Source organism: Sphingobium sp. B2 (assembly GCF_007693735.1).
Classification (GTDB): domain Bacteria; phylum Pseudomonadota; class Alphaproteobacteria; order Sphingomonadales; family Sphingomonadaceae; genus Sphingobium; species Sphingobium xenophagum.
In genome coordinates, this window is the sequence record NZ_VDBZ01000004.1 from 33,070 (window position 1) to 46,780 (window position 13,711).

Below are 13,711 nucleotides of genomic sequence, written 5' to 3' on the forward strand. Positions count from 1 at the left end.
CTCCCGCACGGTCTGGACCACCTTCCACTGTCGCGGCACGACCTCAAGCGTCTCGGTGATATCCTCGCCCAGCTTGCACAGCCGTTCCGAGCCGCAGCAGGGGCAGGCATCGGGCGCGGCGATGACGACGCGCTCGCGCGGCAGATGCTCGGGCAAGGCCTTGCGGGCGGGCCGCTTGCGCTCGAACGGCGCGACGTTGGTCTTCGCCGCTGCCAGGGCAGCCAGGAACTCATCTTCGCTGGCAGCGGTCTCGCACTCCTCGAAGGTCAGTTCCATCTGGTCGAGCAGATGCCGCGTGCGCTCGGAGCGCTGGCCAAAAAGGGTGCGGCGCATCTTCTCGTTCTGCAGTTCGAGAAGGGCGTTACGGGCTTCCAGGTCGGCGTTGATGGCCCTGATGCGGGCGACTTCAGCGGCGACAGCCTCGGCAGCGGCGAGCCGCTCGCGAAGGCTGTCGATCTCTGCTTGTACCTCGTTCCCCATGGCCAATAGCATAGCCAAAAAGCACCGGAATCTCTAGCTTTTTAGGTCATGCTAGGGCTTTTATCCGGCCAATGTCGGGCGCCATGTGGCCTGCGGATTACGCCAGTCGATCGCCTCCAACATGCAGGCCATCTGCGAGGGGGAGATGGCAATCACGCCGTCCACGGCCGAAGGCCAGATATACTTCCCGCGCTCGAGACGCTTGGCATAAAGCGACATGCCAACACCATCGTGCCAGATGATCTTGCAGAGGTCGCCGCGGCGTCCCCTGAAAATGTAGAGGTCGCCCGCGTAGGGATCACGTCCGAAACTTTGCTGCACCTGCAGGGCCAGGCTGCGCATGCCGCGCCGCATGTCCGTGTGCCCCGTTGCAATCCATATCCGAACGCCGGAGGGGACTGGGATCACGGCTTGACCGACCGCAGCACTGCCGACACCAGCCCAGGTGATGCGCCAGCGGGAATGCGCACAACCACCCGCTCGAACTCAACGGTGATCGCCGATCCGGTCACTGGCATCGGATCGGGCTGCACCTGCACTTCTGCAAAGCCTTGGGCTGCCTGCCCCATCTGCCGCCGCCATCTGTAGATCTGGTTCGGCCGCAGATCGGCACGGCGGGCAATCTCCGCCACGTTTGCACCGGGCGCCGAAACCGCTGCGACCAGTTCGCGCTTCTGCTGGTCGGTCCATACCCGCCGCCGCTCCGGCCCCGAAATTACCGTGATCTGACTCATCGCACCGTCCTTAGTATCGGTGCAAACACCGGCGCTTGCACCGGTGCCATGTCAAAATATCAGCCGATCACCGCAAGGCGGCCCTCACCGGAGCGATACGAATAATCTGCCGATGGACACGATCAGATCTGTGCGGCGCAATGGCCGTGGAAGCTTCATGCCGGTCAATCCCGGCTATGAGGAAGCGCTCGCCGTTGACATGGAATTCAGCACGGAAATCCTATTTGCCCCTGGAGGGCCATTGGCTAGGAAGCCGTGCCATGCATCGCTGCAAATGCTGTCAGGAGCGGTCGCGGACGTGATCGCGACCTTCGAGGAAGCCTTTGGGACAATAGGCTTTGCGCGATCACTGCCACGGGTCACGTAATCTTACTGGGAGGCCTGCAAATTCCTAGTCGCCTGTTCTGGCTGGCTTCCCTCTATGATTGCCGGCACCGGTAATAAAAACCACGGTGTGCGGTCTGGAAACAGGAGGCTCGCCAACACAGCCGTCCATCGTATGCCTTGATGGTTCGGTGAGGGATGCAGCGGCCAGGCTGTCTCGATGTCGCCTACACTCCACACATCATGCCCGATGTGGAAGACGGCATTGATGCCTCCCGAAATCATTTCGTCCCCAAAGCACCGGAAATCGTCGGCCAGATAGGCGTTCAAGGCAAGGTGATCGAGTTGCGAAAGGGAAGTGTCCACCTCGTCCATCAGGCCAAATAGCCTCGACGCGCGGATTAGTGCTAAAACCAGTTCCGTAGGCTGGGCCACCATATCGATTGAAAGCCGTGTCGCTGGCGGGGTTCTGGCCAGCAGAAAACCCAATATCTTGGACGGCTCGATATCGGCGCGGGCGACCCGTCCTCCGCACTGTACGCTGGAAGAGAACAGGTGGCCTAAAATCCGCTCACCTTCCTCCAGCAGGCCTGCCCTTGCTGCGGCAGTCAACGCCGTAAGGGTGTAGGGTGCCTGCGCGTCGGACATGGCGACAAGCGAAAGAGAATATGTCTCGAAAATGCGTGTAATCAGACCGGCCAGCATCTTTTCAGCGCCCTGCGTGGGTTCACCACCATCCAATTGAACATGCGTGGCGAAACCGGCCCAACCGATCAGCTTTGCAATTCGGATTGGCAGATTGAACAGGTCGCCCATTCCCCCGGTTACAAGAGCAAAGCTATAGCCATCGATAGCCTCAATCGCATCTTCCACCGCCCTTATGACGCCCTGGGTGATCTCTTCACATGCCTTGGCCAGATATATCTGGACGTCGCTATCGTCTGCGAATGGAAGGAGTGCCACGGCACAGGCCGCGCGGACCTCAACCTCTCTGAAATGGTCGCGGGACTCCCTTGCCTGCGCGGCGCAGGCCTCGGTCACGCGTCTCGCAAGATCGGTCCGCATGCCGGGACTATCTCCCGCACCTCGCAAAAGAGGCGTCAGTGCATCGACAAAGCTGCGCGCATCCCATCGCTTCGAAATCGCAATATAAGGCTCCCAAAGATGGCGGAGATTACGGCGAATTGCCGCAGCCGTGTTTCCATCAGGCCAGCCCGCAAGCACACTACGGAGCGGCGCATTGCCTGTCCCGGCGTGCGGGTTCTTGCAGAAGCCCGCTGGGCCATAGAGATTGAGCCCCCAGACTACCGGCATCTGCTCGCCTGCCGCGCCGACACGGGCCGAAACTGCTCTGCCAATTTCCACAAGGTCCAGCGCAGGCGTACTGTCCTGCAAGAGAATCTCACCGCTGATACAGGCCAGCAAGGCTGCGGTCCCCACACCATGGCCATTTTCTTCAATTGCCGCCTGATTGGAAGCGGCCGTGGCCAGCAGGGTCACGCCAGGTGTCCCTAGTTCTCCCATGACTTCGGATTTCAAGATGACATTGAGATCAGAAATCAGCCCGCCTGACTCGCATGCATCGATGACGATATAAGTCTGCTTCGGCGCCGCCTCCGCGATCATCCTGAACAGGTCTGCCAACGATAATGCTGTCGCGGACAAGGCCCGCCCTCGGGTATCGCTCATCGCCATGTAGAAACTGCCGGCATTTACGGCCCCATGGCCAGCGAACGCGATGGTCAGGGTATCGAGAGACTCACTGTCGAACAGCATTTTGGTGAGCGTATCGCGCACCTGCTGAAGCGTCGGCGAACGCAGGAGCTTCGACCGGCCAGCGTCATAGTCACCGACTTCGGGGCGAATTAAGCTTGCAAATATGGCAGAAGCATCCGCTTCAGCTCCGCTCAGCGGATCAAGTTCGGCATAGGCATCGCATCCGATGGCGAGCAGCGCGCGCCCACTCACGCCGCACCGCGCTTGAATTTCGCCTTGCGCTCATTCTCCCGCGCGTAGGCTTCCTCCACCTTCTGCGCCTTCACCCGTTCGATTTCCGCCTCAAGCTCGGGAGGGACACCCTCCAGTTCCTTGGCAATACGCTCGGCCATTCCAGGCCCCACATGGAGATGGGGCATGCTGATGTTTCCGTCCCGATCGCCCCCGATTTCGATCTTTCGGAACATTTCGAGCATGGAATCCGCGAATGAGGTCGATGCTTTGGCATCCACTACGTTGCCGACCTTCTCTGCTGCCGCGCTCACGACTCCATACATATTCAGGGCGAACTGCCGCTCCATCTCTTCACTCAGGGGCAGCATCGTTCGCCCAATCAGGCTGAGATCGTTTTCCGCTATATCCTTGAACGAGATCAACCATTCGGCTGATATCGTATGCATCGCCGTGTCCGGCTCGGGTGCCCGGGCCGAATGGGTCCAGTTTCCGCCATGATTCATACGGAAAATGTTGTTCTCATCGATGAACATCTGCCGCGACCGGTCCTGCAGACGTGCGAGAAGTTTGGTGACGGAAAGATCAAAGGCTTCTTCATGCCCAAGTTGCTCGAAGCACCTGAAGCGCGGATCTGATTGGGGGCTGGGATCAGATGTTTCGGTCATATCAAGGCTCAAGGTTGTGGGGTGCTAAAACAGTCAGATGGGACGGCTCAGGGCGTTGCGATTATATTGGCGATCAGCCCGGCAAAATCATACCCCTCGCGGACATAGCTCATCCGCCAGCCCTGCTTCGCGCATTTCCCAAGTTTACGGTGCTCTTGTTCCTGTGTCCGGGCAAATGCTTTTTCTCCACCGAAAAAGGCCACGGGCTTGTCGTGCTACGCGCCTTGAAACTCTATCGCGATACGCAAATCAGGAATGGCGACGTTGAGGTGCTGGCGGCCGAGCCAGTCTGACCGGTGATGGTGGATCACATCTATCTCGGCGAAGGCCGCTTTCAATTCATAGTAGAGCCGAGTTTCTGACAGCCAGCCCTCTCCTATGAGCGCCAGCCAATACGCTAAATTTCTCCGCTCGATGTCATGGCCTCAACCGCGGGCGCGACATGGCCGTCCCAATAGCGCAGGATCGGCGCTAGGGTCAGCATGTAGACCATCCAACAAGCGGTAATCGCCTCATCGGTATAGAACTCATTCCAGGTGAGCTTGCCGTGGGCGAGCTCATTGCGCAGAGCCGGACCGGGGCGGAAATTGAGCAGACTGTCGATTTGCCACACAATGTTCGCGTCGAGAATGGCCTCGAGGTCGGCGCGGTAGACGGTGAGTATCACATTGAGTGACCTGTCGCCCTCGATGCCATCTTCCTCTATCTTTGACGCATCGCGCCCCGCCATCTGAAGGATATGTCGCAGCGAATTCTCGACCTGCGGGATCAGCAGATGGGTGGCAGTCGCATAGTCGCCCTGCCAGAGCCGCGCGAAGCCGATCGAAAAAATGTGATTATGGCCGGCGGGAATGAAGCTGCTCAGCTGAACAATAGGCAACAGATGCTGTTCGTTCACCGAGTAGCGTTCGAGAACGGCTTGGCGGGCAGGTTCTATATTGCCATGAACGCGGTATCGCCGCGTGATACCAAGATGGCGGATGCCATGTTCTTTGTACCAGGCTTCGGTCGGTTCCTCTCGGGAGTCGAGCGACGGCCCTCGCGCTACTTCGCGTCCCTCATGGTCGGCATAGCTCGCGCCGAACATGTTAGAGAAGGGAAATTCCCGGCTCTGCTTGAGTACAGCGGTCTTCAGCTCTTCGACATCGTCGGGGATCGAAAAGCCCACCATCGCGCGCATGGCGTCCGAGAGGCTGAGCGCCTTGAATTGGTCGAAGGTCTTCACTCGCAACTCATTGATGCCATCGAGCGGCACGGCGAAGCTGCCGAACTCGTCGAGCGACATGTCCTGGAATTCGCGCAGGCGCCGGCGCATGTCGGTGACGCGCTCGGGAACGCCGCCCAAGGCGCGGAACTCGCGAAGCGTCTCTTTCACCCAATGGGCCTTGGCCGAGCTCTGCGACACAGAGTCCACCATGGCAAAGGTTTGCTCGATCGCCTTGATCTTCGCCTCGCGGCTCGCCTCTGCGTCGCCGGCGCGATCATAGGCATCGGCGGCGAGCTGCCAGCATTCTTTAACCGCCAGGCAATAGTCGTCTGGCAACGCGCTGGTAGCAAGATCGGCAGCGGCGGTCGCAACCTCGTCGGCTGGTATCAACTTAGCCTGGAGCACGCGTCGGCCGATCTGGGTGAGCGGAAAATAGGCCCGTGCGTCGAGAGCATGGGCGAAGGCAACACGGACGGTCTCGGGCAAAGGCTCGACGAGTGTGCCGCGTTTGGCGATGCGCGCATTGATCATGAAGCAGCGCTCGAGCGGCTTCACGCAGTCCATCGCGCGCGTCTCCATTTCGGGAAACTGCAGTTCGGCGCTGCCATCGGCGAAACGGCGCGCTACCTCGCAATAGGCCTCGATCGCAGTCCGCCCGGCCCGGCGAACGCCGGTCTCATAGGCGATATCGGCGAAGCGAGCGCGCAGGCTTGGATGGCCGATCGTGGGCGCAAGATCGGCGAGCACCTCGCTCTGATCACCGCTGAAATCATGCGGCAGGGCTGTCCGGCGTGTCTTGCTCTGCCACTGCAGGCCGAACGGATCGCCCTCGGCCTCGACCCGGAGGTGCAGGCCAATGAGGGACGAGACGAGGCGATAGACACGCTCGGCAACTGCGTCGTCGGCGTCTTTGGCGTCCTTGATTTTGCCCCAGAAGAGATCGACCAACGAATGGCGATCGAGCCGACGCAGGTCTGCCGTGAGCGTGTCGAGATCGACAGTTACGAAGTCTTCGCGCGAGACCGGATCGTAAAGCGGCTGTTCTCCGGTGACATCGTCTGCCACCGGTTCGTCGTCATTATTATCGGTTGAGTCCATCGATTCGTCGCTCATCTTAAATCCACCCAACGTTGGCCATTTCCCGTTAGACAGAAAAAAGTTCAGGAGGAAAACTGGGTAGCTGGCGAAAGCCGAACTTCTATATTCAGTCGAGCACTATTCAAGGGGATTGCCGATGCGTCTTGTGGCCAAGTTCCAGTTTACGACGAAGTCCGAGGACGACGGCGTCGCGCAGGCGGTGAACGACGTCCTCGACAAGTGGAGCGTTAGGAAGTTCGACAGGAAGTATGATGGGTCCGTCGTCATCCGCCGCAGTGGCGCGCCTGCCGCGTTCAAGCGGTCCTCCGACGAGATCGAAGGCAAGCGCCGAGATACTTTCACGATCCTCGAACCGATCGAGGGTGGGGATCTCCAGACCGACATCGACGTGCTGGCCGACGCCGAGCGAACCGCCTTCCGCTGCAGGATTAGCGTCGCCACCGACGGCGGCATCATAAGCGCCCCAATTTCGGTCATATCGCTCGACGCAGGCACGTCCTGCAAGCCGCCGTTCGAGAAGAAGCATCGAGCCATGAAGGTAGCTACCTACGTGTATAGTTGTGCTAGCCCAAGCAGATGATCCAGCCCACCCGTACCGTCACTCTCAACTTCCGCGACCATCGGCTCGACCCATCAACGCGCTCGTGGGATCTGCCGCCATGGGGACACGACGCCTCGATGATGGTCATGCCGATGTTCGTCAGCGTCGATGAGCGGATGATCCCGATCGGTTCCGCCTATTCGGTCGGCGGTGGCCTGGGCTTCGTGATGTCGGCCTCACACAACATCATGGACGCGGTGTCCCGCGAACCCCGTTTCGACCGGGTGCGGACGGCGGGACACCTGTCGGGCGCGATCAGCCTGTCGAGCGTCGGCCTTTCGGTCCTGCACCAGCGGCCGAAGGGAGCGGGCCGCGTGGACCTGAGTTTCCTGCCGCTGAAGAGCATCGAGGGCGCGCCGCCGACGGATATCGTGATCGGCTTCTCCGAAGTGCCGGAGGGCACGCCTTCGCTCTCGATACCGCTCAGCTTCGCGATCCCCGATCGAGGCGAAACTGTCTGGAGCCTCGGCTACTGCGACTTCAAATATCCCGACGGTGGCATCCCGATCGATGCGGTGCGGAATGGCACGTTCGACTGGCAGAATGACTACAGCCACAGCTTCCGCGTCGTCGAGGCGACAGTCGAGGCCGCGTTTACCGGGCGGTTCGCCGCGGGCTTCGTGGACGGTCCTTGCTTCGTGTTCGACGAAACCATCGCGCACGGCATGAGCGGCGGGCCCGTGCTGAGCGAGACGGGCCTCCTCGTCGGGCTCAACTCCGCGGGGGCCGAAACCTTCTTCGAGCGGCCGATGTCGATCGCCTCGATGCTCTACCCGCTGATCCTGACGAACGTGCGGTTCGGCCGGACGTTCGGACCGCTGACGATGAACGCGATCCGCCCGCTGATCGGCCTGATCGGCCAAGGCATCATCCGCACCGATGGCAGCGAGGAGCGGATCGGCATATCCGACCTGAACGATCCTGACGCCCGGGCGATCCACGCCATGGCGCCGGTGGACGCCGATGCGATTTTCGAGGACTTCGCCGCCTATCGCGACGGCCGGCGCGCGCCGTCGGTCGACACCCCTATGCACCACTTCGTGCGTCGTCCGGTTGGCGCCGCGGACGGGACTGAGTCGTCAGAGGGTTCGTCGGCCAGCGGGGCGAACGTGAAGCCGGACTGACCCCCAACGTAAGAACGTTGCGACCTCGTCTGCGGCCGCGCCCGATGCTAGCAGTGGGGCATGTTGACCACGGTCCAGATAGATTCCGCATTCTTCCGCAGGCTGACCGGCCGGCTGAAGCCTAAGCTCGTCCATCCGGCCGCGAAGGCGTTCGATCTCCGGGAATGGCGCGAGGTGACGAGGGAGGACGCGGTTACTTCGCGAGACGAGGTTCGACTACGGACCGCCGCCATGCTCGGCATGCAGATGAAGATCCTGCGGGAAAAGTATATCGGCCCGAGGTTCGGGACCCTATCGCGCTCGCGAATTGTCGGGCTGGCGGCTGTCTCTTATACACATCTAGATGTGTATAAGAGACAGTCCGTGAATGGCGCGAGGTGACGAAGGAGGACGCGGTTACTTCGCGAGACGAGGTTCTACTACGGACCGCCGCCATGATCGGCATGCAGATGAAGGTCCTGCGGGAAAAGTATATCGGCCCGATGTTCGGGACCCTATCGCGCTCGCGAATTGTCGGGCTGGCGGTCGCCGACGCTAACCGGGCATGGTCGATACTGCGGTGGAAGGCGCACCAGGCCCTAGCCGAGGCGGGTGCAGCCGGCGGGCCCGGTTACTTCTCCGTCATTGGGCAGATCGGGATCCCGGTCGGCCCCGACGGCGCGATGGTGACCCCCGCAGACGCGAACAACGCCAGCGTCGACAGCGTTCCCCACTGGTTCGCGGTAGCCGCCGACGCCCCTGCCGAGGACGGCGCGGCTGAAGTCGATCTTGAGACCCTGATGGTTCGGGCGCAGATGGCGTTCAACCTCGAGCACGCGTACCGCGACGTCTGGCAGGAAGTGCTGTGGGAGCCGTGGGGCTTCGCGGAGGACGAACAGGCGGTGAGGCTCGACCCGGAGCGACCCGCCGACATGGGCCGGTGGCGTGCCTGGGACTGGCGCGAGCAGTCGCTCGCTATGCAGGGGCCGATATTCTCCCGCAACGTCGAGCGAGGCGCACCGGACTTGGCGGTCCCGCTCGCGCGGACTGCGGGGCTGGATGGCGACGGAGGGGCCGTGGCAGTCGAGCCGACGGCCGAGCAGTCGGCGGCGCACAGGTCCGCGTTCGAGATCATCGAGAAGTCGTATGTCGCGGTCTTCCTCAACCAGGATGTCGGCGGTGTGGCCGGCATGACGCCGCGCCTGCTGGAGGGAGTGGTCTGCGTCCTGCAGGACCTGCTCGAGGCGCTGCTGCCCGGGGACGTCGATCCCGCGACGTTCGAGATCACCGACGTCGATCGCCTTCGCTGCTCAAGGCCGCGAGCCGAACTCAGCGCGCTGGTCGCGGAGACCCTCGGCATCGGCGACGAACTTGCAGACGCCTGTCTGGTGCTTCTTTCCGCCGATCCGTTCGGCCCGCTCGGGCCGCTGTTCACCACCGGCCTCTGGCACCGACCCCTCGTCGCATCGCAGGATGGTCAGGAACTGATGATCGTGGCCGGCGCTTTGATGTGGGGCTCGCCTGTCCGACGTGCCGAGCGCTGGCTGCAGACCGGCGGCTCGGCCGATCTGTCCGGGACCAACAACGGCCTACGGTTCGAAGCCGAATATCGCGCGCGCATCGACACCGCGATCCGCGATAATGGAATCCTGGTGGCGACTTCGAGCGGGGTGGCTTCGATCGCCGCAGGCCAGGCCGCCGAGGAGATCGACCTGCTGTTCCGGATCGGCTCGACCGTCGTCGTCGGCGAGGTGAAGTGCCTGCTGGCGCCCTCAGAGGCGATCGAACGGTATGACTACATCCGAAAGCTGGAGGAGGCCTGCGATCAGGCCGTCCGGAAGGCCGAATGGCTCGCCGCCCACCCCGAAGAGGCGGCCGATCGCGTCGGCACAGGTGACGGCAAACTCGTGGTAATGCCGCTCGTCGTCGTGAACCAGAGCAACGGGGTGGAATGGAACTACGAGGGCTGCGCGGTGACGGATACCCGCTTCCTCGAGTTGTTCCTGAGCGCCGGCAGCTACAATTCGGCGGCGGCGCTGTTCGGCGAGGAAGGGCGCGGACCGGTCGTGTTCACGCGTGAACTTTATGCGGACGCGGCGGCGGCGGAAGCGGCGCTCGGGGTAATCTTCCACGCCATCCCCGGCATGGACCCGTTTCGCGATTCGATAGCCTGGGGCGAGACCGTCATACCCCTCTGCGATGGGCGCCGCCTTCACATGGGCCATCCGACGATGGACGTAGCCGGCTACATCGCAAAGATGCCGAACTCGAGCGACCTCGCCCCGCACGGAAAAAGTTTAGGCGTCTATTAGGGTTAACTGATAGCTGCCAGTCTGCAACGAGCCCAGTTGCAGCCGCTGTGCGATGTGGATGGGGCAAACGCTGCATGTCGGCTCGTGGCAAGACCTGACGTTCAGTATGGAATTCGGGAACGGCGCCATTGTCCCCAGCTGCCGCCTACCGATGTCGACCCTTCCCAGACGCTCAGCCACCATTTTTTTATTCCCAGCTGCGGACGGTCTCCTTCCTATCATCAAGTCTTGCGGATGGCGCGGAACGACAGCGATAAAGAGGTTCTGGTTCCCCGCAGTAGCGGGGAACCAGCAAACTTAGATTTCTGTACCTTCTGCTAATGTTAAAGCGTCTTCCACATCCACCCCGAGGTACCGAACCGTACTTTCGATCTTGGTATGCCCCAGCAGGATCTGGACGGCGCGCAGATTTCCGGTCGCCTTGTAAATGATCGAAGCCTTGGTCCGCCGAAGGGAATGGGTACCATAGTCCTCATCAGGCAGACCAATTCCCGTTACCCATTCATCGACAAGCCGTGCATATTGCCTTGTGCTTATGTGAGCACCATGATCGGTCCGGCTCGGGAAGACGTAATCATTCAGGGAGCCACCCCGAAGCTCGAGCCATTTAAGGAGGCTCGCGCGAGCATCGTCCATCAGTTCAAACTGAACAGGCCTTCCTGTCTTTTGCTGAACGACAGTGGCTCGGGTTCGAATTTTACGATCACAAACAATGTTGAGTGCTCGAAGCTGAATCGGCTTTCTCCGCGCAGCCCCCCCAAACAACTGCGCAATATTCGGCGCCAAATCCAACTGTTGCTTATTCAGACCTGTCTCTTATACACATCTAGATGTGTATAAGAGACAGGCACTGGCATCGCTTCGGACCTGTCTCTTATACACATCTAGATGTGTATAAGAGACAGGCACTGGCATCGCTTCGGACCTGTCTCTTATACACATCTAGATGTGTATAAGAGACAGCCAAACAACTGCGCAATATTCGGAGCCAAATCCAACTGTTGCTTATTCAGACAATGCCGACATTATGGCGCGAATCTCAGGGGGTGTCGTGCGTTTCAAGATTTCTGTTTATCTGGCGAGCCTGCTTGCCGGAACCGCTGCTCATGCAGCTGGAAACCAGATCCAGACCGGGCCTGCGCCCAAATGGGCCGTTGAGTCCGAAGCGATGCCAGTGCCGACCGATGCCCCCGGGGCGGTATTCATTCGCCGTCAGGACACGCAGGTCCATCTAGATGGCAAGGGGCAGCTGCTATACAATGGCTATCGCATCAAGATCCTCCATCCCAATGCGCTACAGCTTGGCAACCTGTCGCTGGCCTGGAACCCAGCCGCTGGTTCGCCAGTAGTTCATGCCATCAAGATCTATCGCGAAGGCCAGGTCATCGACATATTGAAGACGGCTTCGTTCGAGATACTTCGCCGGGAAGACCAGCTTGAAGCAGCAAGATTGGACGGCAATCTGACCGCCGTTTTGCGGGTGCCAGATTTGAGGGTCGGGGACGAAATCGAATTCGCCGCCACGTTACGCGCCAGCGATCCGACATTAGGTAGGGATGATGCCGGCCTGCTTCTCCTCGCACCCGAGCCAGCGCCCGGTCGCTATCATCTTCGGTTGAGCTGGGAAGAACGCAACAAGCCTGCGGTCAAGATGACCAAAGATATGTCAACGGTGGCTGAGCAGGGCGCGAACGCCATCGACTATCGGTTCGATAACCCCGCCGTTCTGACTCCGCCAAAGGATGCGCCCCCTCGCTACCAGTGGCAACGGGTCGTCGAATATAGCAGCTTCAGCGACTGGCAGGGCATATCGCGCCTGTTTGCACCGCTGTTCGCCAATGCATCGACCTTCCGCGCCAATTCCTCGCTGAAGCAGGAGGTCGCGCGGATCGCCGCAGCCCACGCCAAGCCGCTGGATCGCGCCGCTGCCGCCCTGAAAATGGTGCAGCAGGACGTCCGCTATATTTATGTCGGGCTGAATGGCGGGAATCTGACACCTGCGGGCGCGGATGAGACATGGCAAAGGCGCTACGGCGATTGCAAGGCCAAGACCGCCCTGCTGCTGGCCTTGTTGCGCGAGTTGGGCGTCGAAGCGGAGGCAGTGCTGGTCAATAACGGCGGCGCTGACGATGGCCTAGACGAGCGGCTGCCCAGCCCCCGTATGTTCGATCATGTGTTGGTGCGGGCGCGCATCGACGGAAAAAGCTATTGGCTCGATGGTACCTTGCCTGCGGTTGTGCCGCCCGGCACCGAACCAGCCTTGCCCTATCAATGGGTGCTTCCGCTGACCGGACAGGGCAACGGCCTTGAGCAGCTTGGTTGGTCGCCAGCCCCACGCCCGAATGAAATCACGCTGTTCGAGGTCGATGCGCGCGCTGGTTTTGACAAGCCTGCACGGATCACGAACACGACCATCAAGCGCGGGATCGAAGGCTTGCAGCAGGAGGTACAGTTTGCCGCGGCGACGCCCGCGCAGCTGCTAAGCGCGTTCCGGCAGAATGCGATCGGAAACACATGGCAGACCATCGAAGATGTGCAGTGGCGTTACGATGTGAAAGCCCAAGCCAGCATATTGACCGTCGTCGGCACCGGCGCAGTGGACTGGGATGATGATGGCAACGGCATAAAGTCGCTGGCACTGCCGGGCGGCGGTTTCAACCCACCCGAGAAGCGACTGCGCGCAACGGAACAGGATCAGGCGCTGCCATTCTACAGTAAGCCGGATTTCAGCTGCTACGTGACCACGGTTCGTCTGCCGTCGACCACGAAGCCGGAACAATGGTCGCACAAGGATGATATCAACAATCGCATGTTCGGCCGGGCCTATTATCGTGCCTTCGACATATATGATGGCTCGCTGCGCATGATCCGCGGATCAAGGGTCGAACAGAAGGAAGTCGAAGCCGCCCGGGCGCAGCGCGACAATGGCCGCATCGCCGTGTTCGATAACAGCATGGCATGGATAACCTATAATCCGAGTGGCAAAACCATCGACACGCAGGCAAGCAAGCGAGTACCCACGACGGCCGAGATCGATTGGACAGCCGACAATGTACCCTGCCTGGCATCTAGTCCCGGAAGCTGACGGCAAGCAGCGCCGATCAAGTATGTTGCAGCGGTCCCGACCCTTTGTCGCCATTCAGGCAGCAATTTCGCATCCCCAGGTCCGGACTGTCCGGTATTCCCCTTTCTTATCTCCTTGTTACGGAAAATGGTTGGTCCGCTATTCTGCATCCA

General features: G+C 60.7%; 15 protein-coding genes. 6 read left to right on the forward strand and 9 right to left on the reverse strand.

What is annotated here, in order from left to right; genetic code table 11:
- From FE851_RS21005 to tnpA, 3 genes are all read right to left on the reverse strand, one after another.
- On the reverse strand, positions 1 to 480 hold a 480-nt coding region (locus FE851_RS21005; protein WP_186378951.1), incomplete at its 3' end, for an IS66 family transposase zinc-finger binding domain-containing protein.
- 60 nt (positions 481 to 540) lie between these two features.
- Positions 541 to 888, reverse strand: coding sequence for an IS66 family insertion sequence element accessory protein TnpB (tnpB, locus tag FE851_RS21010; protein WP_093088606.1), 348 nt, complete (start codon positions 886 to 888; stop codon positions 541 to 543).
- Positions 885 to 1,214, reverse strand: a complete 330-nt coding sequence (gene tnpA, locus FE851_RS21015) for an IS66-like element accessory protein TnpA (protein ID WP_145206655.1) — start codon at positions 1,212 to 1,214, stop codon at positions 885 to 887. The genes tnpB and tnpA overlap by 4 nt, the downstream gene beginning before the upstream one ends.
- A gap of 157 nt (positions 1,215 to 1,371) precedes the next feature.
- Between tnpA and FE851_RS21020 the strand changes: the two genes are divergently transcribed.
- Positions 1,372 to 1,581 carry a hypothetical protein gene (locus FE851_RS21020; protein WP_145206656.1) on the forward strand — a complete coding sequence of 70 codons (210 nt, stop codon included), beginning with the start codon at positions 1,372 to 1,374 and terminating at the stop codon, positions 1,579 to 1,581.
- Between the two features lie 2 nt (positions 1,582 to 1,583).
- Here the strand turns inward: FE851_RS21020 and FE851_RS21025 are convergent, their stop codons facing one another.
- From FE851_RS21025 to FE851_RS21035, 4 genes are all read right to left on the reverse strand, one after another.
- Positions 1,584 to 3,506, reverse strand: coding sequence for a caspase domain-containing protein (locus FE851_RS21025; RefSeq protein WP_186378952.1), 1,923 nt, complete (start codon positions 3,504 to 3,506; stop codon positions 1,584 to 1,586).
- Positions 3,503 to 4,153: a hypothetical protein gene (locus tag FE851_RS21030; protein WP_145206658.1), complete on the reverse strand. Its 651-nt coding sequence runs from the start codon at positions 4,151 to 4,153 to the stop codon at positions 3,503 to 3,505. The genes FE851_RS21025 and FE851_RS21030 overlap by 4 nt, the downstream gene beginning before the upstream one ends.
- A 47-nt stretch (positions 4,154 to 4,200) precedes the next feature.
- Positions 4,201 to 4,356 (reverse strand): hypothetical protein, encoded by a 156-nt coding sequence (locus FE851_RS26330; RefSeq protein WP_186378953.1) that lies wholly within the window; start codon positions 4,354 to 4,356, stop codon positions 4,201 to 4,203.
- A 194-nt stretch (positions 4,357 to 4,550) separates the two neighbouring features.
- On the reverse strand, positions 4,551 to 6,473 hold the full coding sequence (locus FE851_RS21035; RefSeq protein ID WP_145206659.1) for a DUF4209 domain-containing protein: 1,923 nt from the start codon (positions 6,471 to 6,473) through the stop codon (positions 4,551 to 4,553).
- Positions 6,474 to 6,594: 121 nt separating this feature from the next.
- Here FE851_RS21035 and FE851_RS21040 point away from each other — a divergent pair, with 121 nt between their 5' ends.
- The 4 genes from FE851_RS21040 to FE851_RS21055 are packed head-to-tail and all read left to right on the forward strand — an operon-like array spanning position 6,595 to position 10,474.
- Positions 6,595 to 7,038 carry a hypothetical protein gene (locus tag FE851_RS21040; RefSeq protein WP_145206660.1) on the forward strand — a complete coding sequence of 148 codons (444 nt, stop codon included), beginning with the start codon at positions 6,595 to 6,597 and terminating at the stop codon, positions 7,036 to 7,038.
- On the forward strand, positions 7,035 to 8,183 hold the full coding sequence (locus FE851_RS21045; RefSeq protein ID WP_145206661.1) for a trypsin-like peptidase domain-containing protein: 1,149 nt from the start codon (positions 7,035 to 7,037) through the stop codon (positions 8,181 to 8,183). The genes FE851_RS21040 and FE851_RS21045 overlap by 4 nt, the downstream gene beginning before the upstream one ends.
- 60 nt (positions 8,184 to 8,243) lie before the next feature.
- Positions 8,244 to 8,564 (forward strand): hypothetical protein, encoded by a 321-nt coding sequence (locus FE851_RS21050; protein WP_145206662.1) that lies wholly within the window; start codon positions 8,244 to 8,246, stop codon positions 8,562 to 8,564.
- 53 nt (positions 8,565 to 8,617) lie between these two features.
- On the forward strand, positions 8,618 to 10,474 hold the full coding sequence (locus FE851_RS21055) for a hypothetical protein (RefSeq protein WP_145206663.1): 1,857 nt from the start codon (positions 8,618 to 8,620) through the stop codon (positions 10,472 to 10,474).
- 297 nt (positions 10,475 to 10,771) lie between these two features.
- Here FE851_RS21055 and FE851_RS21060 read toward each other — a convergent pair whose 3' ends face one another.
- Positions 10,772 to 11,209, reverse strand: coding sequence for a tyrosine-type recombinase/integrase (locus tag FE851_RS21060; RefSeq protein WP_145206748.1), 438 nt, complete (start codon positions 11,207 to 11,209; stop codon positions 10,772 to 10,774).
- Between the two features lie 81 nt (positions 11,210 to 11,290).
- Positions 11,291 to 11,416 (reverse strand): hypothetical protein, encoded by a 126-nt coding sequence (locus FE851_RS26960; RefSeq protein WP_261371142.1) that lies wholly within the window; start codon positions 11,414 to 11,416, stop codon positions 11,291 to 11,293.
- A gap of 109 nt (positions 11,417 to 11,525) precedes the next feature.
- Here FE851_RS26960 and FE851_RS21065 point away from each other — a divergent pair, with 109 nt between their 5' ends.
- Positions 11,526 to 13,559 (forward strand): DUF3857 domain-containing transglutaminase family protein, encoded by a 2,034-nt coding sequence (locus FE851_RS21065; protein WP_261371143.1) that lies wholly within the window; start codon positions 11,526 to 11,528, stop codon positions 13,557 to 13,559.
- Positions 13,560 to 13,711: the final 152 nt, after the last annotated feature.

Excerpts from the sequence above, each read along its gene's own strand:
- FE851_RS21045 (WP_145206661.1), top strand. The coding sequence starts at position 7,035 with ATGATCCAGCCCACCCGTACCGTCACTCTCAACTTCCGCGACCATCGG.
- FE851_RS21050 (WP_145206662.1), top strand. The coding sequence starts at position 8,244 with ATGTTGACCACGGTCCAGATAGATTCCGCATTCTTCCGCAGGCTGACC.
- FE851_RS21040 (WP_145206660.1), top strand. The coding sequence starts at position 6,595 with ATGCGTCTTGTGGCCAAGTTCCAGTTTACGACGAAGTCCGAGGACGAC.
- FE851_RS21055 (WP_145206663.1), top strand. The coding sequence starts at position 8,618 with ATGATCGGCATGCAGATGAAGGTCCTGCGGGAAAAGTATATCGGCCCG.
- tnpA (WP_145206655.1), bottom strand. The coding sequence starts at position 1,214 with ATGAGTCAGATCACGGTAATTTCGGGGCCGGAGCGGCGGCGGGTATGG.
- FE851_RS21020 (WP_145206656.1), top strand. The coding sequence starts at position 1,372 with ATGCCGGTCAATCCCGGCTATGAGGAAGCGCTCGCCGTTGACATGGAA.
- FE851_RS21035 (WP_145206659.1), bottom strand. The coding sequence starts at position 6,473 with ATGAGCGACGAATCGATGGACTCAACCGATAATAATGACGACGAACCG.
- FE851_RS26960 (WP_261371142.1), bottom strand. The coding sequence starts at position 11,416 with ATGTGTATAAGAGACAGGTCCGAAGCGATGCCAGTGCCTGTCTCTTAT.
- FE851_RS21030 (WP_145206658.1), bottom strand. The coding sequence starts at position 4,153 with ATGACCGAAACATCTGATCCCAGCCCCCAATCAGATCCGCGCTTCAGG.